The organism is Mesorhizobium sp. LCM 4576, assembly GCF_001854815.1.
Lineage (GTDB): Bacteria > Pseudomonadota > Alphaproteobacteria > Rhizobiales > Rhizobiaceae > Mesorhizobium > Mesorhizobium plurifarium.
Genome location: NZ_MDDT01000024.1, coordinates 590,665 through 608,709, shown reverse-complemented (window position 1 = coordinate 608,709; position 18,045 = coordinate 590,665). Strand labels below are relative to the sequence as shown.

At 65.1% G+C, this 18,045-nt stretch carries 12 protein-coding genes; 1 reads left to right on the top strand and 11 read right to left on the bottom strand.

Annotation, left to right across the window (positions count from 1 at the left end; genetic code table 11):
• Positions 1-74: 74 nt before the first annotated feature.
• The 4 genes from LCM4576_RS15905 to LCM4576_RS15890 form a co-directional block, all read right to left on the bottom strand.
• Positions 75-950, bottom strand: a complete 876-nt coding sequence (locus LCM4576_RS15905; RefSeq protein ID WP_071033030.1) for a transglutaminase family protein — start codon at positions 948-950, stop codon at positions 75-77.
• Positions 951-1,050: 100 nt separating this feature from the next.
• Positions 1,051-3,462, bottom strand: a complete 2,412-nt coding sequence (locus LCM4576_RS15900) for a circularly permuted type 2 ATP-grasp protein (RefSeq protein ID WP_071033029.1) — start codon at positions 3,460-3,462, stop codon at positions 1,051-1,053.
• A gap of 6 nt (positions 3,463-3,468) precedes the next feature.
• A complete protein-coding gene (locus LCM4576_RS15895; protein ID WP_071033028.1) occupies positions 3,469-6,819 on the bottom strand; it encodes a DUF2126 domain-containing protein in 3,351 nt (1,116 codons plus the stop codon).
• A 106-nt stretch (positions 6,820-6,925) separates the two neighbouring features.
• Entirely contained in the window at positions 6,926-8,116 is a 1,191-nt protein-coding gene (locus LCM4576_RS15890) for an acyl-CoA dehydrogenase (RefSeq protein WP_071033027.1), read from the bottom strand.
• A gap of 103 nt (positions 8,117-8,219) precedes the next feature.
• Here LCM4576_RS15890 and LCM4576_RS15885 point away from each other — a divergent pair, with 103 nt between their 5' ends.
• Entirely contained in the window at positions 8,220-9,131 is a 912-nt protein-coding gene (locus tag LCM4576_RS15885; RefSeq protein ID WP_071033026.1) for a LysR family transcriptional regulator, read from the top strand.
• Here the strand turns inward: LCM4576_RS15885 and LCM4576_RS15880 are convergent, their stop codons facing one another.
• From LCM4576_RS15880 to LCM4576_RS15850, 7 genes are all read right to left on the bottom strand, one after another.
• Positions 9,132-11,453 (bottom strand): Tex family protein, encoded by a 2,322-nt coding sequence (locus tag LCM4576_RS15880; protein WP_071033025.1) that lies wholly within the window; start codon positions 11,451-11,453, stop codon positions 9,132-9,134.
• Between the two features lie 121 nt (positions 11,454-11,574).
• A complete protein-coding gene (locus LCM4576_RS15875) occupies positions 11,575-12,753 on the bottom strand; it encodes a serine hydrolase (protein ID WP_071033166.1) in 1,179 nt (392 codons plus the stop codon).
• Positions 12,754-12,781: 28 nt separating this feature from the next.
• The gene (locus LCM4576_RS15870) at positions 12,782-13,978 is read right to left on the bottom strand and encodes a serine hydrolase (RefSeq protein WP_083361415.1); all 1,197 of its coding nucleotides are present in this window, start codon (positions 13,976-13,978) and stop codon (positions 12,782-12,784) included.
• A 106-nt stretch (positions 13,979-14,084) separates the two neighbouring features.
• A complete protein-coding gene (locus LCM4576_RS15865; protein WP_071033023.1) occupies positions 14,085-15,113 on the bottom strand; it encodes an extracellular solute-binding protein in 1,029 nt (342 codons plus the stop codon).
• A 45-nt stretch (positions 15,114-15,158) separates the two neighbouring features.
• Positions 15,159-15,971 (bottom strand): ABC transporter permease, encoded by an 813-nt coding sequence (locus LCM4576_RS15860; protein ID WP_071033022.1) that lies wholly within the window; start codon positions 15,969-15,971, stop codon positions 15,159-15,161.
• Positions 15,964-16,911, bottom strand: a complete 948-nt coding sequence (locus LCM4576_RS15855; protein ID WP_116397940.1) for an ABC transporter permease — start codon at positions 16,909-16,911, stop codon at positions 15,964-15,966. The genes LCM4576_RS15860 and LCM4576_RS15855 overlap by 8 nt, the downstream gene beginning before the upstream one ends.
• Positions 16,911-18,014, bottom strand: a complete 1,104-nt coding sequence (locus LCM4576_RS15850) for an ABC transporter ATP-binding protein (protein WP_071033021.1) — start codon at positions 18,012-18,014, stop codon at positions 16,911-16,913. Before LCM4576_RS15850 ends, LCM4576_RS15855 begins: the two co-directional genes overlap by 1 nt.
• Positions 18,015-18,045: the final 31 nt, after the last annotated feature.

Here is an 18,045-nt window from a genome sequence, read left to right as displayed (position 1 = left end):
AAATGACCCGTAGATAAAGCCGCGCGGCGAAGACTGGTTCCGAATGCAAACCCGCAGTGCGAATGACTGACGCGTCAGGCAGCGACCGGAATGACGTCGACCGCCTGCTCGCCGACCTGGCCGCCCGTCGTCTTCAGCACGCCGACGATCGGCGCCACGTCGGAATAGTCGCGGCCATAGCCGACGGTGATATGGTCGTTGCTCGCCCGCATGCCGTTGGTCGGGTCGAACTCCTGCCAGCCGGCATCGCGCCCGCACCAGGCCTTGACCCAGGCATGCATGGCGTCCRCGCCTTCGAGCCGAGGCTTGCCCTTGGGCGGGATCGTGCGCAGGAAGCCGCTGACATAGCCGGCCGGAATGCCAAGCCCACRCAGGCCGGCGATCATGATGTGCGAGAAGTCCTGGCAGACACCGCGCTTCAGCGCGAAGGCATCGCTGGCCCGCGTCTGCACCGTGGTTGCCTTACCGTCATAGGTGAAGTCGCGATGGATGCGGTTGCACAGATCGACCGCCGTGGCCACGGCGGAACCGGCAAGGCTCTCCCGCGCATAGGCGGTGATCGCCGCGTCGATGCCGACATGATCGCTGGCGGCGAGGAAATGATGCGGCGCGGACGGCGATAGCGAGCGCACCAGGTCGAGTTCCGATCTCAGCCCGCTTATGTCGGGCGAGACATCAAGATCAGGCTCGGGCCGCGAGACCGAGACGCGCGCGTTCATTCGGATGTCGAGCGTCTCGTGGGCGTCGCGAAAGGCGATCGAGGTGACGCTGTTGCCGAAGAAATCGGAAAAATCGGCGCGCTCGGCCGGCGGCGGCTGGAAGGACAGCGAGGCGGCGATCACGCGCTGCACCCCGGCGATCGTCTGCGGCATCACGCGCACCTGGTGCCGTCCGCCGCCGGCGGCCGCCGCATAGTCGTAGTGCAGATGGAGTTTGATGTCGTAGAGCATTAGAGCAATTCCAGCAAAAGTGCGCAGCGGTTTTGCGTCCGGAATTGCGCAAAAACAAAGAGATAGAGCATTGAAGGCGATCCTTTTCGCTGGAAATGCTCTAACCGAAATAAGCCTTCGAGAGGCTGTTGTAGAGGTCGCCGATCTGGCCGGCGAGGTCGTCGAGCACCTTGGCGCTCATGTCCGACGGCTCCATGATGGCGATTGCCGTGTTGAGCTGCAGGATTTCCTTGGCGGCGGGCGACATATGCCCCTCGCCGCCGACCGAAGGCAGCATGCCGATCTCCGCCTTCAGCCGCTCGAGCTGGAACAGGATCGAGCGCGGATTGAGAGGGTCGAGCGCCAGCAGGTCGATCACCGTGCGCCGCCCGGCCTGCACCGGATATTGCCGGCGATGGGTCATGACGCTGTCGCCGATCTCCAGCATCATGTCGAGCGCGCCCTCCGGCGCCCCGTTCCTGGTCAGCCGGCTAAGCGTGCGTGCGGTCTGGATGCCGCGCTCCAGCCTGCGGCCGATCTCCAGGAACCGCCATCCGGTGAAGCGGTACATGTTCTCGTGCAACAGGCCGGAAAAGCCTGCGAGCTTGCGCAACATCACCGTCATCGCCCGCGTCGCGTCATCGCCTGGCGCGACCGTTTCGGCGAATTTGTGGATGGTCTTCGACAGATCCTTCAGCGCCAGCCAACCATCGGGAGAGAAGCGGTCGCGGATCTGCCCTGCGCTGTAGACCGCGCTGTCCAAAGTGCCGATCAGCCCCTGCGGTATCGCCGTTTCGACCTCGATGCCGAACGGCTCCAGATAGTCCCTGATATCGGCAAGCAGCGGCATATCCGGATCRGATGTCTCGGCCAGCCRCACGTGATAGGCGCGCAGCACGCGCACGGTGTCTTCCGAACGCTCGATATAGCGCCCGAGCCAGGTCAGGTTCTCCGCCGCGCGGCTGGGCAGGCTGCCCGGCATGGTGCGGGTGAAGCCCTCATGCTCCTGCGGCAGCAATGTCTCGTGCTCGACCGGCCTGTCGCTGACCACCCAGACATCCRCCGCCTGGCCGCCGCGCTGCATGGCGATCGCCGTCGGGTCGAGCGAAAAACCGACGCGGGCGAAGCCACCGGGCATCACCGTCCAGCCTTCCGGCGTGCGCGCCAGATAGACGCGCAGGCTGGCGGGCCGCGGCTCAAGCACGCCGCCGACGAACACAGGCGTGGTCGACAGCGTCACCGCTTCCTGGCCGACGAAACCGGCGCTGTCCGCCTCGATCCGCGCCACGAGCTCGGCCCGCTCGCCGGCCGAAAGGGACGACCCCAATCGGGTCGTACCATCGTCCTCGAAGGCAAGCCGGGTCGACAGCGCCGGGCCGACCACCATGCGGTCGATATTGGCGAGCACATGGGCGCGCTCGGCCTCCTGTCCGCACCACCAGGTGGCGATGCTCGGCAGCTTGAGATCGTCGCCCTGTAATTCCCGCGCGATCCTCGGCAGGAACGACAGCAAGGCCCGCGTCTCGATCAGGCCCGAGCCAAGCGCGTTGACCGCCGAGACCATGCCGCGCCGGATTGCCTCGACCAGGCCCGGCGTGCCGATCTGCGAATCCGGCCTCAACTCCAGCGGGTCGGCGAAGGCGGCGTCGAGTCGTCGCCACAAGACGCCGATCGGCATCAGGCCGGAAACCGTGCGCACCATCAGCCTGCCGCCGGAAACGGTCAGATCCTCGCCCTCAAGCAGCATGATGCCGAGATAGCGGGCGATATAGGCGTGCTCGTAATAGGTTTCGTTCAGCGGTCCGGGCGTCAGGATGGCGACGCGGCCACCGGATTCCTTGGCCATGCCGTTCAGCGCGTCACGGAAACGCCGGAAGAAGCCGGCGAGGCGATGCACATGCATCTCGCCATAGACGTCCGACAGCGCGCGCGTGGTGGCGACGCGGTTCTCCAGCGCGAAGCCCGCGCCGGACGGCGCCTGCGCGCGATCGCCCAGCACCCACCAGCGCCCGTCCGGGCCAYGGCCGAGCTCGAAGGCGACCATATGCAGGAAATGCCCGCTCGCCGGCCAGACGCCGGCGACGGGGCGCAGATATTCGGGGCTCGCCGCGATCAGCCCGGCTGGCAGGATGCCCTTCTCGATCAGCCGATTCGGCCCATAGATGTCGGCCAGGATCGCTTCGAACAGGTCGGCGCGCTGGACGAGGCCGGCGCTGATCTCGGCCCATTCCTTCTCGTCGATCAGCAGCGGGACATGCGCGAGYGGCCATTCGCGCTCATTGGCGCCGGCCTGTTCGTAGACGCGGTAATAGACGCCGGCGTCGCGCAAATACTGGTCGGCGCGCGCGAAGCGCTGTCCAAGCCGCTCCGCCCCCAGATCGTCGAGCGCGTCGATGAAGAAGCGCCAGGCCGGACGGGGGCTGCCCGAGTCGTCGACCATCTCGTCGACGACGCCTTCGATCGGCCGATAGCGTTCCAGCAGTCCCTGCGCCCGCGGCCTACCGCCCGCCCGTCTCTGATTCCCCTTGGCCATTGTCGATCAGAATCTCGCCGGCCGCCTGAGGTCAAGGGTCATGGGAAACTCTTCAGAAGCTTCTTCGTCACGCAGCACATAGCCGCCCGGCTTGTGGCCGCGCGGTTCGAACCGGGCAAGCCGCCGCGCCTCGGCCTCGTTGCCGTTGACCGGGAAGGTGTCGTAATTGCGGCCGCCCGGATGCGCGACATGGTAGACGCAGCCGCCGACCGAGCGGCCCGACCAGCGGTCGTAGATGTCGAAGACCAGCGGCGTGTTGACCGGCAGCGCCGGATGYAGGCCGGATGYCGGCTGCCAGGCCTTGAAGCGCACGCCCGCCACCGCGACCTCGCGATTGTCCGTCACCTTCATCGGCACGATGCGGCCGTTGCAGACGATGGCGTGACGTTCCGGATTGAGGCCTTCGGCGCGCACCTGCAGCCGCTCGACCGAGGAGTCCACAAACCGCACAGTGCCGCCGATYGCGCCCTGCTCGCCCATCACATGCCAAGGTTCCAGCGCCTGCCTGAGCTCCAGCTTGACGCCGGCATGGCTCACCTCGCCGCAAAACGGGAAGCGGAACTCGAGCTGGGCGGCGAACCATTCCGGGCGGAGATCGAAGCCGTTGAGCTTCAGATCCTCCAGCACGTCGAGGAAATCCGCCCAGACATGATGCGGCAGCATGAAACGGTCATGCAGCGAGGTGCCCCAGCGCACGAAGCGGCCCTCGAGCGGATTCTTCCAAACGCGCGCGATGATGGCGCGGACCAGCAATTGCTGCGCAAGCGACATGCGCGCATTGGGCGGCATCTCGAAACCGCGGAACTCGACCAGCCCGAGCCGGCCGGTCGGACCGTCCGGCGAGAACAATWTGTCGATGCAGATTTCCGAACGGTGCGTGTTGCCGGTCACGTCGGTCAGGAGATTGCGGAACAGCCGGTCGACCAGCCATGGCAAGGGTGCCGTGCCCGTGTCGGGATGCGGCACCTGCGCCAGCGCGATCTCCAGCTCGTAAAGGGAATCCTGCCGCGCTTCGTCGATGCGCGGCGCCTGGCTGGTGGGACCGATGAAAAGGCCCGAAAACAGATAGGACAGCGACGGATGCCGCTGCCATTGCAGCACCAGGCTTTTCAACAAGTCCGGCCTGCGCAGGAACGGGCTGTCATTGGGCGTCGCGCCGCCAACCACGACATGGTTGCCGCCGCCGGTGCCGGTGTGGCGGCCGTCGATCATGAATTTGTCGGTGCCGAGCCGCGATTGCCGCGCCTCCTCGTAGATCGCGCTCGTCGTCGCGACGCATTCCCGCCAGTTCGCGGCCGGATGGATGTTGACTTCGATGACGCCGGGGTCCGGCGCCACACGGATGACGTTGAGGCGCGGATCGTGCGGCGGAGCGTAGCCTTCGATATGCACCGGCAGGCCGATCGCCTTGGCGGCATTCTCCGCCGCCGCCACCAGTTCGAGATAGTCTTCCAGCGCCTCGACCGGCGGCATGAACACGCAGAGCCGCCCGTCGCGCGGCTCGACGGTGAGCGCGGTGCGCACGGCGCCGCCGATCTCGGTCAGTTGCTGCTCGACCCGGTCCTGCTGGGCCGTGGCGGCGGTGAAGGAGGCCTCGGCCTGCTGACGCGCCATTTCGTCGGCGCCGCCGGCTGGAGCTTCCGGCAGGATGGCATCGCGCGCCGGCAGCGCGCCGCGCGGCACGGAGGGATCGACCGGCACGATATAAGGGAATTGCGCCGGCGGCACGTAAGGCAGCGCGCCGAGCGGCAGGCGGTAGCCGACTGGAGAGTCGCCGGGCACAAGGAACAGGCGGCCGCGCCGGGTCTTCCATTTCTCCGAGCGCCAGCGCTGTCCGGCGGCCTGGCTGTTCCAGCGCTGCACCGGCAGCACATAGCCGGACGGCCTGGTCAGCCCCCGCTCGAAGACGCGCGCCATGCGGCTGCGCTCTTCCGGGTCTTCCAACTTCGAATTGGAGGGATCGACATTGTCGGGCAGCTTGCCTTCCTTGAGCAGCCACTCGCCCGGATCCTCATAGGCCTCGCTGACCATCGCCTTGTCGATGCCGAGCTCGCCGGCGACCGCCTTGAGCAGGCTTTCGGCCTGTTCGGGCCCGACCGCGGCATTACCGTTTTCCTTCGCGATCAGCGACGGATCGCGCCAGACCGGCTCGCCGTCGGTGCGCCAGTAGAGCGAGAAGGTCCAGCGCGGCAGGCTCTCGCCCGGGTACCACTTGCCCTGGCCGTAGTGGAGAAAACCGCCCGGCGCGAAGCGCTCGCGCAGCCGGCGGATGAGCTGGTCGGCCTTGTCGCGCTTGGTCGGACCGACGGCCGCGGTGTTCCATTCCGCGGATTCGAAATCGTCGATCGACACGAAGGTCGGCTCGCCGCCCATTGTGAGCCGCACGTCCCCGTCCCTCAGCGCCGCGTCGACTTTTTCGCCCAGTTGGTCGAGCGCCTCCCAGCTTTCATCCGAAAACGGCTTGGTGATGCGCGGATGCTCGGCGATCCGGWCGACCCGCATGTCGAAGCCAAAGTCGACATTGGCGAAGCTCGCCATGCCGGAGATGGGCGCTGCATTGCGAAAATGCGGCGTCGCGGCCAGCGGCACATGGCTTTCGCCGGTGAGCAGGCCGGAGGTCGGGTCGAAACCGATCCAGCCGGCGCCCGGAATATAGACCTCGCACCAAGCATGCAGGTCGGTGAAGTCGACGGCCGTCCCGGGCGGTCCGTCGAGCGCGACGAGATCGGGCTTGAGCTGGATCAGATAGCCGGAGACGAAGCGCGCGGCGATGCCCAGATTGCGCAGGATCTGCACCAGGAGCCAGCTGGAATCCCGGCATGAACCCTTGCCGGCGGCAAGCGTCTCTTCCGGCGAATAGACGCCGGTCTCCATGCGCACGATATAGGCGATCTCGCGCTGCAGCCTTGCATTGAGGCCGACCAGGAAATTGACGGTGTTTGCCGGGCTGCGGTYGATGCTTTCCAGGAATTTCGACAACAGCGGTCCTATCGGCTCGGGTTGCCGGTAGATGGCGAGGTCTTCCCTGATCTCTTCCGGGTAATCGAACGGAAAATTCTCGGCGCTCTCCTCGACGAAGAAGTCGAACGGATTATAGACCGTCATGTCGGCGACGAGGTCGACCTCGATCTTCAGCTCGCTCACCGGTTCCGGGAAGACGAAGCGGGCGAGAAAGTTGCCGTAAGGGTCCTGCTGCAGATTGACGAAGTGGTTTGCCGGCTCGACCTTCAGCGAGTGGCTGAGCACCTTGGTGCGCGAATGCGGCGCCGGCTGCAGCCTGATCACCTGGGGACCGAGCACCACCGGCCGGTCATATTTGTAATGGGTCAGGTGATGGACGGCTGCCAGAATTGCCATGGTGCCCCGGAGTTCGGCGTTTCAATCCGCCGAACCCTGACATAAATGCTGGCCCTTCTCCAAGCAGAGATGTTGCGCTGCACCTAATTTAAGCAGCGTTGCCGGCTTAGAAGAACGCCTGCAGGCCCGTCTGCGCCCGTCCCAAGATCAGCGCATGCACGTCATGCGTGCCTTCATAGGTGTTGACCGTCTCCAGGTTCTGCGCGTGGCGCATCACATGGTAGCCGATCTGGATGCCGTTGYCGCCATGCATGTCGCGGGCCTGGCGGGCGATGTCGAGCGCTTTGCCGCAATTGTTGCGCTTGACGATGGAGATCATTTCCGGCGCCATCTTGCCTTCGTCCATCAGCCGRCCGACGCGCAGCGAGCCCTGCAGTCCAAGCGCGATCTCCGTCTGCATGTCGGCGAGCTTCTTCTGGAACAGCTGCGTGCCGGCGAGYGGCTTGCCGAACTGTTTCCTGTCGAGACCGTACTGCCGCGCCCGATGCCAGCAATCTTCCGCCGCACCCATGGCGCCCCAGGAGATGCCGTAGCGCGCCCGGTTGAGGCATCCGAACGGGCCTTTCAGGCCCGAGACATTGGGCAGCAGCGCGTCCTCGCCGACCTCGACGCCTTCCATCACCACTTCGCCGGTGATCGAAGCCCGCAGCGAGAGCTTGCCGCCGATCTTCGGCGCCGAAAGCCCCTTCATGCCCTTTTCCAGGATAAAACCACGGATCTGGTTGTCATGCGCGGCCGACTTCRCCCAGACGACGAAGACGTCGGCGATCGGCGCGTTGGAAATCCACATCTTGGAGCCGGAGAGCTTGTAGCCGTTGGCTGTCTTCTCGGCGCGCGTCTTCATGCCGCCCGGATCGGAGCCGGCATCCGGCTCGGTGAGGCCGAAACAGCCGATCCATTCCCCCGACGCCAGCTTGGGCAGATACTTCTTGCGCTGCGCTTCCGAGCCATAGGCATGGATCGGATACATGACCAGCGAGGACTGTACGCTCATCATCGAGCGATAGCCGGAATCGATGCGCTCGACTTCCCGCGCGACCAGGCCATAGGTCACGTATCCGGCGCCAAGCCCGCCATATTCCTCCGGAATGGTGATGCCGAGCAGGCCCGCCTCGCCCATCTCGCGGAAGATCGACGGGTCGGTCTTCTCGTCGGCATAGGCTTCCTCGATGCGCGGTGCCAGCTTGTCGGCCGCGAAGGCGGCCGCGCCGTCGCGCACCATGCGCTCATCCTCGGAAAGCTGGTCCTCGATCAGGAAAGGATCGTTCCAGACGAAAGCGTTCTTCTCGGCGGCCATGGCCTCGGGCTCCCAGTATTTCGATGTGCCCGGCTTATCCGCCCGCACAAGGGAAAAATCAAACGAAATTGCATCGCGGATCAATGAGCATTAGTAATAGATCATGAACGTCCAGCGCCGCCTTTTGCCGAACACCGCCGCGCTCGCCGCCTTCGAGGCGGTGGCGCGCCTCGGCTCCTTCACCGCCGCCGCGCGCGAGCTCGACCTGACCCAAGGCGCCGTCAGCCGGCAGATCAACCTGTTGGAAGAACAGTTCGGGCGCCGGCTGTTCGAGCGCGACAGCCGCAACGTCCGGCTCTCAGCCGCAGGCGAGACCTATGCCGAAGCGGTGCGCTCCGCGCTTGGCCAGTTGCGTGATGCTGCGCTTGGATTGATGAGCAATCGGCATAGCGGTGTTCTCAACCTTGCCATCCTGCCGACCTTCGGCACGCGCTGGCTGATGCCATTGATCCCGGATTTCGTCGCCCGTCACCCCGACATCACCATCAATTTCGCCACCCGCATCGGGCGGTTCGACTTTGCCCGCGAGCGGCTCGATGCCGCGATCCATCACGGCATGCCCGACTGGCCGGACGCCGAGAGCACGCTTCTGATGCGCGAAACCGTGATGCCGGTGGTTTCGCCCGAGTTCCTCGCCACCCGCGCCGTCGTCGCGGCATCCGATATCAGTCGTCTGCCGTTGCTGCATATGGCAACCCGCCCTGGCGCCTGGAGCGAATGGTTCGAGCATCAGGGGCTCGAGGCGCCGACCGGTCCGGGCATGCAGTTCGAGCAGTTCGGCACGGTCGCCCAGGCCTGCATGGCGGGCCTCGGCGTGGYGCTGCTGCCGGAAATCCTGATTGCCGGCGAATTGCAGCGCCGCCAGCTGGTGCCGGCGCCGGGCACACCGATGYAGAGCCGCAGCGCCTATTACCTGGTCGTGCCGCACGACAAGCGCGGCCATCCGCCGGTCGCCAGCTTTCGCGACTGGCTGCTGGGTCAGATCGGCAAGGAGCCGGCAGTGCTCGCGTGGTAGCTACTTGCGCTTCATCGCCTCGGCGAGTGCCGCGCCGAAAGCACCCTGCGAAGGCTTTTCCGGCTGGCGCTGCGGTGCCGGCGAACGCGGCGCCGGCTTGCCGCCGCCGTGGTCGCGCTGGCCGCCACGGGGAGCCCCACCCTCACCGCCATCCTTGCGCATCGACAGGCCGATGCGCTTGCGCTTGATGTCGACATCGACGACGCGCACCTTAACCACGTCGCCGGCCTTCACCACCTCATGCGCATCCTTGATGAAACGGTCGGCCAGTTGCGAGACATGCACCAGCCCGTCCTGGTGCACGCCGATGTCGACGAAGGCGCCGAAGGCGGCGACATTGGTGACGGTGCCTTCGAGCAGCATGCCTGGCTTCAGATCCTTGATGTCGTCGACGCCGTCGGCAAAAGTCGCGGTCTTGAAGCCGGGGCGCGGGTCRCGACCAGGCTTTTCCAGCTCGGCAATGATGTCACGCACCGTCGGCAGGCCGAAACGCTCGTCGACGAAGACGCGCGGATCGAGCGCCTTGAGCGCGGCRCTGTCGCCCATCAAAGCGCGCACGTCGCGGCCRCAGGCGGCAACGATCTTCTTCGCAACGCCATAGGCTTCCGGGTGCACAGAGGAAGCATCCAACGGCTCCGCTCCATTCGGGATGCGCAGGAAGCCGGCGCTTTGCTCGAATGCGCGCGGCCCGAGCCGCGCCACCTTGAGCAGGTCCTTGYGGCTGGCGAACGGCCCGGCGGCGTCGCGATGCGAGACGATCGCCTCGGCGAGCGACGGCCCCAATCCCGACACGCGCGCCAAAAGCGGCGCCGACGCCGTGTTGAGGTCGACACCGACCGCGTTCACCGCATCCTCGACCACCGCTTCCAGGGAACGGCCAAGCCGGTATTGGTCGACATCGTGCTGATACTGGCCGACGCCGATCGACTTCGGCTCGATCTTGACCAGCTCGGCCAGCGGATCCTGCAGGCGCCGCGCGATCGACACCGCGCCGCGCAGCGAGACATCGAGGCCCGGGAATTCAGCGGCCGCCGTCGCCGACRCGGAATACACGGAAGCGCCGGCTTCGCTGACGATCACCTTGAGCGGCTTCGGCCCCGCCCCTGCGGGCAGCTCCGACAGCATGTCGGCAACCAGCTTCTCGGTCTCGCGGCTGCCGGTGCCGTTGCCGATCGAGATCAGCTCCACCTTATGYTGGCGGATGAGCGCGGCAAGTTCAGCCTGCGTGCCGCGCACATCGTTTTTCGGCGGGAACGGATAGACGGTCGTCGTCGCCACCAGCTTGCCGGTGCCGTCGACCACCGCCACCTTGACGCCGGTGCGGATGCCGGGGTCGAGCCCCATGGTCGGCCGAGAGCCGGCGGGCGCGGCGAGCAGCAGGTCCTTCAGGTTGCGGGCAAAGACATGGATCGCCTCTTCCTCGGCCCGCTCGCGCAGGTCGCGCATCAGGTCGAGCGTCAGATGCAGCGACAGTTTGATCCGCCAGGTCCAGCCGGCCACTTCCATCAGCCATTTATCGCCGGGCAAGCTGCCGCCAATCGCATAGGCGTTGGCGATCATGCGCTCGACCGGCTTCACCGGCGATTGATCGTCGGCATCCACCTCGATATCGAGCGACAGGACCTCTTCGTTGCGGCCGCGCAGCATGGCCAAGGCACGGTGGCTGGGCACGCCCGACCAGCGCTCGACATGGTCGAAATAGTCGGCGAACTTCGCGCCGGCCTCCTGCTTGCCGTCGACGACTTTTGCGCGCAGGAAGGCGCGTTCCTTCATATAGGCGCGCAGCTTGCCGACCAGATCGGCATTCTCGGCGAACTGCTCCGACAGGATGTCGCGCGCGCCTTCGAGCGCCGCCTTGGCGTCGGCCACCTCTTCCGTGACATAGGCGAGCGCCAGCTCGGCCGGCACTTTCGACCGATCGGCGAGGATCGCCTCCGCGAGCGGACCAAGCCCGCGCTCCCTGGCGATCTCGGCCTTGGTGCGCCGCTTCGGCTTGTAGGGCAGGTAGATGTCCTCGAGCTCCGCCTTTGTGGCGGCCGCCGCGATCTTGRCCTCCAGCTCCTCGGTCAGCTTGCCCTGCTCGCGGATGGAGCTGACGATCGTCTCGCGCCGCGCATCGAGCTCGCGCAGATAGGCGAGCCGCTCGGAGAGGTCGCGCAGCTGCGTGTCGTCGAGCCCGCCGGTGACTTCCTTGCGGTAACGTGCCACGAACGGCACCGTGGCGCCCTCGTCCAGCAGCCCGATCGCCGCCGCGGCCTGTTCCGGCCGCGCGCCGATCTCGGCTGCAATGATTGCTGCGATGCGCTTGATGTCCGATGCCATGCTGGTCCCTCTCGAAAAGAGCGGCGACCATAGGCCGGGAGAACCGCTACGCCAACGGCAACGGTTTCATCATGCACCGAAGGTCCACAGAAAACAGCCCTTGGAACCAGCCTCTGGTCGCTCACACCATCCCGCTCAACGCCTCGAAGAACGCCACGAGGTCCTCATCCAGCTTGTCGTCCACCGGCTCCGGCTGCGACGACATCTTGGCGATCACCACTTCCGTCTTCGGATTGACGTAGAGCCATTGCCCATGAATGCCGATGCCACAGAAGGCGCCGCTGTCATGGCCGGTCTGGTACCATTTGTTGCGGTAGCGTCCCTTCGGGAACAGGAACGCCATCGTGCCGCGCTGCCAGGCCTCAAAGCTGCCGCCGGTGGCGACCGTGTCGCGCACCCAGGCTTCCGGGACGATGCGGCGGCCRTTCGCCGTGCCGCCCTGCCGCATCATCTCGCCGATGCGGGCAAGGTCGCGCGGCGTTATCGACATGCCGCCGGCCGTGCGCGCCGTGCCTYCCATGTCGACCGTCACCGACATGTCGCTCGCGGCGCCGAGCGGCAGCCACAGTTTTTCACGGAGCAGCTCGGTCACGCGCATGCCCGACGCCCGCTCGACCAGGATGCCGAGCATGTCCGAATTGGGCGAGCGGTAGCGATAGGTCTGGCCATGCGGCTCGGAAAGCCGCTGGATCGTCATCAGGAAAGCCGCGAGGCTCTCCGATCCGCCACCGGGATTCCACAACGTCGAGCGGCGGTAACGGGCAAAGGCGCTTTCTGGATCGAGATAGGCCTCCTCGAAATCGAGGCTCACCATCATGTCGAGCACGTTGCGCACGCTGGCATCGCCATAGGCCGAGCCCTTGGCCTCGGGGATGTAGTGCGTCACCGGCGCGTTGGGATCGAACACGCCCTCGCCTTCCAATATGCCTGCAAGGATCGCCGTCACCGACTTGCTGATCGAAAAGATGATGTGGCGGGCTCCGAACGGCATATGCGACGCCGACCAGTCGCCGACGAGCTTGCCGGCCTTCAGGATCGTCAGTCCATCCGTATCGGAACGCTCCAAGAAGCTACCGACGGTTTCGCTGCCGCCTGCGAGCGAGACCTTCTCCTCGAGCAAGGCGCCGAGCGATTTCGCCTGCTCTCCGCCGCTCAGCGCCGCGGCGACATGCGCGCTCGGCACCAGCTCGCCGACGTTCTGGAACGACCATCGGTTGAACGGCGAAAGCCGCCAGGTTTCAAGCCGCACATCCTTGCGGGCAAAGCCGTATCTGGCCTCGAAGGCGCTCTTGCCGATCACGACACTCTCCGGGATTTTATTCTGCGATTCAGGCCAGCGCGGCGGCGATGGCATGCACCGCCTTCTGCGTCGCCACCGAATAGGCGGCGTTGAGGAAATCCGGATAGGTCGAAAGCTTCACCACGACCATCCTGTGTTCCCAGCTCATATGGATCAATTGGCCGAACACGCCGCGGCACATCAGCGAGCGCGAGCGCGAATCCTCGATCCAGAACTGATTGCGGTAGCTGCCGTCCGGGAGGCTTGGGCTGAAATTCGGCCCGTGCTTGCCGCTGCGCGTCGCCTCGATCCAGTCGGCAGGGATGACGCCGCCGCCATTGTCGAGGATCAACTGCCCGAAGCGGCCATAGTCGCGCAGCGTCGCGTTGAAGYCGCCATCGGCAAGCGCATAGCCGGCGCTGTCGACGGTGAAGCAGGCGCTCTCGTCGGCGCCGAGCTTTTGCCAGAGCTCTTCCGAGACGAGCTGCGCCAGGCGCTTGCCGCTCACCCGCTCCATGATGAAGGCGAGCACGTCGGTCTCGATCGAGCGGTATTCGAACGCCTCGCCATGCGAGCGCACTTGATCCTTCAGCCGCAGGATCAGCTCGAACAGGTGCGAGGGCCATTGAAAGTCCGGATCGCTGCCCGGCGGGATCGGCTTCCAGCCGGTCGCGACGTCGACCTGGCCGATCTCGGAATAGCGGTCGGTGTATTCCTCGGAAAAGCGCACGCCCGTCGTCATGTCGAGCACGTGCTGGACCGTGGCGCCGGCCCAGCCGGTCTCGCCGAGCTCCGGCAGGTAGTCGGTCACCAGTCTGCCCGGATCGATCAGGCCGCGCCCGACCAGGATGCCGCACACCGAGCCGGTGACCGATTTCGCCATCGATTGCGACAGATGCAGCGTGCGCTCGTCCATGCCGTTGAAGTAGCGCTCATAGGCGACCTTGCCGTCCTTCAGCACCAGGAAGCCGTCGGCGTAGGTTTCGTCGAGCAGGCCGGCGAGCGTCGTCGGCGCTCCCTTGCTGTCGACCACCGGCAGGTCGTCGAGATCCACCTCCGCGCGCTCGAGGCGACGGCGATGGCCGTTGCCGCGCCACACCTCGACCGTCGGCAGGAATTCGCGGATGTGCTGGAAGGCCCAGCGATTCCAGGGTGGCCGGTCCCAGTCGAGCTTCGGCGGCACCAGCTTCGGCGGCGAGCCCTGCATGATCGGCGGCCGCGGATCGGAGTTGCGATAGGACGACAAGGCTTCCTCCCGAGGCATGTCGCTCAAAAGGGAGAGCGATATGCACAGTAGCAGTCACAAGAAAGGGAGGCCGGAGCCTCCCCTCCTTCCACGTCTTTGCGCGGAATTATTTGCGCAGGTTGGTCCAGATCTTGTTGTAGATCTCCACCACGTCGGGCGGGCACGGCTCGACGAATTCGGGCGTCGGCGAGCCGGCGGGCGGAGTGATCTCGGGCGAGTTGGCGAACTCCGGCGACAGGAACTTGTGGCTGCCCGCGATGCCGTTGTCGTAGCCCGCGAATTCCGAGATCAGCGCCGCATTTTCCGGCGCCATGACGAAGTCCTGGAACAGCTTGGCGTTCTCGAKGTTCTTGGCGCCCTTCAGCACCGCGACATTGTCCATCCAGCCCTCGACGCCTTCCTTCGGATAGGCATATTTGATGGCCGGAATCTTCTGGCGCGAGCGATAGGTCGCGCCGTTCCACTGTTCGGTGACGATCACGTCGCCGGAAGTGATCTTGGTGATGGTGTCATAGCTGAAGGTCTTCCACGACGGCTTGGCGGCCACGAGGATGTCGTTGATCTTCTTCAGATTGGCCTTGTCGGCGCCGCAGCGCGGCACGCCGGCATAGCGCTCGGCCGCATGCATGACGGTGTTGACGTCGTCGAGCATATTGATTTGGCCCTTCAACGCGTCCGGCGGGTCGAACAGGATGGCCAGCGTGTCGATGTCGCCTTTGAACTTGTCCATGTTGACCGCGAACGTCGTCGTGCCGAACTGCCAGGGCGCGGTGTAGTGGCGGCCCTTGTCCCAATAGACGTCGACGAAGCGCGGATCGATGTTCTTGCCGTTCGRCATCGCGTTGGGCTCGGTCTTTTCGAGCAGGCCCTCTTCGACCATGATCTTCACGGTGTAGTCGGACGGCACGACGATGTCATAGCCGGAATTGCCGGCGCRCACCTTGGACAGCATGGTTTCGTTGGAATCGTAGTCGTCCAGCGTCACCTTGACGTTGTATTGCTTCTCGAATTTTTCGATCAGCTTGGGGTTGGTGTAGTCCCCCCAGTTGTAGATGTGCAGTTCGCCGTCGGCGAGCGCCGGCACCGCCCACAGCAGAACGGCCGCGGAAACGGCCGCCATCAGTTTTCCAGACATTTTATGTTCTCCTTGCCTTCCCATTGTTGTGTTGGAGCTCGCGGATCATTTTGCGCGCCGCCGCGCGATCAGGAACGAGACCGAGACGAACAGGATCGACACCAGGAGCAGGATGGTCGAGATGGCGTTGATCTCCGGCGTCATCGGCCGCCGGATCTGGTTCCAGATATAGAGAGGCAGCGTCGTCTGGYCGGGGCCTGCGACGAGCTGCGTTATGGTGAAAWCGTCGAAGGAGACGATGAAGGCCAGCGCCGCGCCCGACATGATGCCGGGAACCAAGAGCGGCAGCGTGATGCGTTTGAAGGCGTTCCACGGCGTCGCGTAGAGATCGGCCGCCGCATATTCCAGCGTCAGGTCCATATCCTCCAGCCGCGYCCTGATCGGCATGTAGGCGAAGGGGATGCAGAACAYGGTGTGGGCGAGGATCAGGTTGCCGATGCCGAAATTCAGCCCGAGCGTRCCGGCGATCAGCGCGAAGAAGGAGAGCGTCGCCACCGCCGTGATGATCTCCGGCACCATCAGCGGCAGGTTGATGACCATGAAGGCCGCCGCCAAGCCGCGCCATGGCTTCACCCGCGTCATGCCGATCGCGGCCAGCGTCGCGCAGATGGTCGAAACGATCGTCGCGGTCACCGAGATGATCAGCGTGTTCTTCGCGGCGCTGTGGAACTCCTCGTTGAGCAKCGCGCTGCCGTACCAGTTGAGCGTGACGCCTTCCCAATGCGTGACCAGCGATCCGCTGTTCAGCGAGAAGATCATCAGGATCAGCACCGGTATATAGAGCACCAGCAGGCAGATGACGGCGATCGAGCGGAAGCCCGGCTGGTCCTTGATATCCATGACACGGGGCTCAGCCATGCTGCACCTTCCCCGACGTGTTGCGGACATAGAAGAACAGCGCCACCAGCACCGCCGCCATCAGGATCAGCGCCTGCGCGCAGCCGAGCGGCCAGTTGCGGCCCGAACCGAATTGCTGCGCGATGAGATCGCCGATCATCAGGTGCACGCCGCCGCCCAGGATCAGCGGCGTCACATAGGCGCCGAGCGCCGGGATGAAGACGAGCAGGCAGCCGGCGATAATGCCGGGCTTGGACAGCGGGATGATCACCCGCCACAGCACCTGCCGGCGCGTCGCGTAAAGATCGTAGGCTGCCTCGACCAGGCGGAAGTCGAGCTTTTCCAGGCTCGAATAGAGCGGCAGCACCATGAACGGCAGGAAGGCATAGAGCAGGCCGAGCTGGATGGCGAAGTTGGTGTAGAGCATCGTGATCGGCTTATCGATCACGCCGAGMGCAAGGAGCGCGTTGTTGATCAGCCCCTCGTCGCGGATGATGAACATGATCGCCAGCGTGCGGACCAAAAGGTTCGACCAGAACGGGATAGTGATCAGAAGCACCCACCAGTTGCGTTGCGCCGGCGGYCGCGTCGCCATGAAATAGGCGGTCGGAAAACCGAGCAGCAGGCAGATGATCGTCGTCACCACCGCGAACAGGAAGGAGCGAAGATAGATGATCAGGAAGTCCGGCGTGAACTGCAGCGTGTCGTCGAAGATGTCGCGCTGGAACAGGAAATTGAGATAGGCGTCGGTCGAGAACTGCCACTGCACGCCGCCATAGGGCGCGGCGACGAGAAACGAGTAGACGCAGATGATGATCAGCGGCAGCACGCCGAAAATGCCGATGATGATCAGTGCCGGCAGCGACAGCAGGCGGTTGCGCCGCGCACTTGTCTTCACCGCCTGGGCTTCGAACAACGCGGCCTTGGAAAGCGTGGTCGGGGAGAGCGTGGCTGTCRTCATCAGTCTTTCAGGACGCGGGCGGCGTCCTCCTCGAACTGGATGCCGACCTTGGCGCCGGTCTCGTAGGTCACCGCGCTCGAACGRCTGTTCTGGTGGCGCACGATGAAGTTCTCGCCRCCGCCGTCGAGCTTGACGTGGTAATGGGTGTYGGTGCCGAAATAGACGATGTTGGAGAGCGTGCCGGTGATCGTGCCCTTGGCCGGATCGGGAACCAGATCGGCGTGCTCGGGACGCACCACCAGCGTCACCTCGCCGGTCGGGTTGAAGCCTTCGGGATAGCCGGCGCTGATCGTAGCGCTGCTGGCGAACTTGACCGTTGCCACGCCGGCCTGCTTCGACACCACCGTGCCGGGCAGGAAGTTCGTTTCGCCGATGAAGTCGGCGACGAAGCGTTCGGCCGGCCGGTCGTAGATGTCGCGCGGCGTGCCGACCTGCAGGATCTTGCCGGCCGACATCACCGCGATGCGGTCGGACATGGTCAGCGCTTCTTCCTGGTCGTGGGTGACGAAGATGAAGGTGATGCCGGTCTCGTTCTGCAGCCGCTTCAGCTCGATCTGCATTTCCTTGCGTAGCTTGTAGTCCAGCGCCGAGAGCGGCTCGTCGAGCAGGAGCACCTTCGGCTGCGGCGCCAGCGCGCGGGCCAAAGCCACGCGCTGCTGCTGGCCGCCTGAAATCTGGCTGGTGCGCCGCGCCTTGAGCGCTTCCATCTTGACCAGCTTCAGCATCTGCGCGACGCGCGCCTCGATCTCGGCTTTCGGCTTGCCGAGCATCTCCAGTCCGAAGCCGATATTCTGCGCCACCGTCATGTGCGGGAAGAGCGCATAGCTCTGGAAGACGGTGTTGACCGGGCGTTTGTAGGGTGGCAGCGGTGCGATGTCCTGGCCGTGCAGCAATATTTCGCCGGCGGTTGGGAAATCGAAGCCGGCAATCAGCCTCAGCAATGTCGTCTTCCCGCATCCGGAAGGGCCGAGTAGTGTGAAAAACTCGTTCTCGCGGATCGACACCGACACCGTGTCGAGGGCGGCTACCTGGTTTTCGCCGGTTCCGAAGACCTTGCGAACACCGCGAACTTCAATCGCGTTCTTACCCGGTTGTTCCGGCACGATTACCCCATTGAGAGCGCCTGCTCTTGTC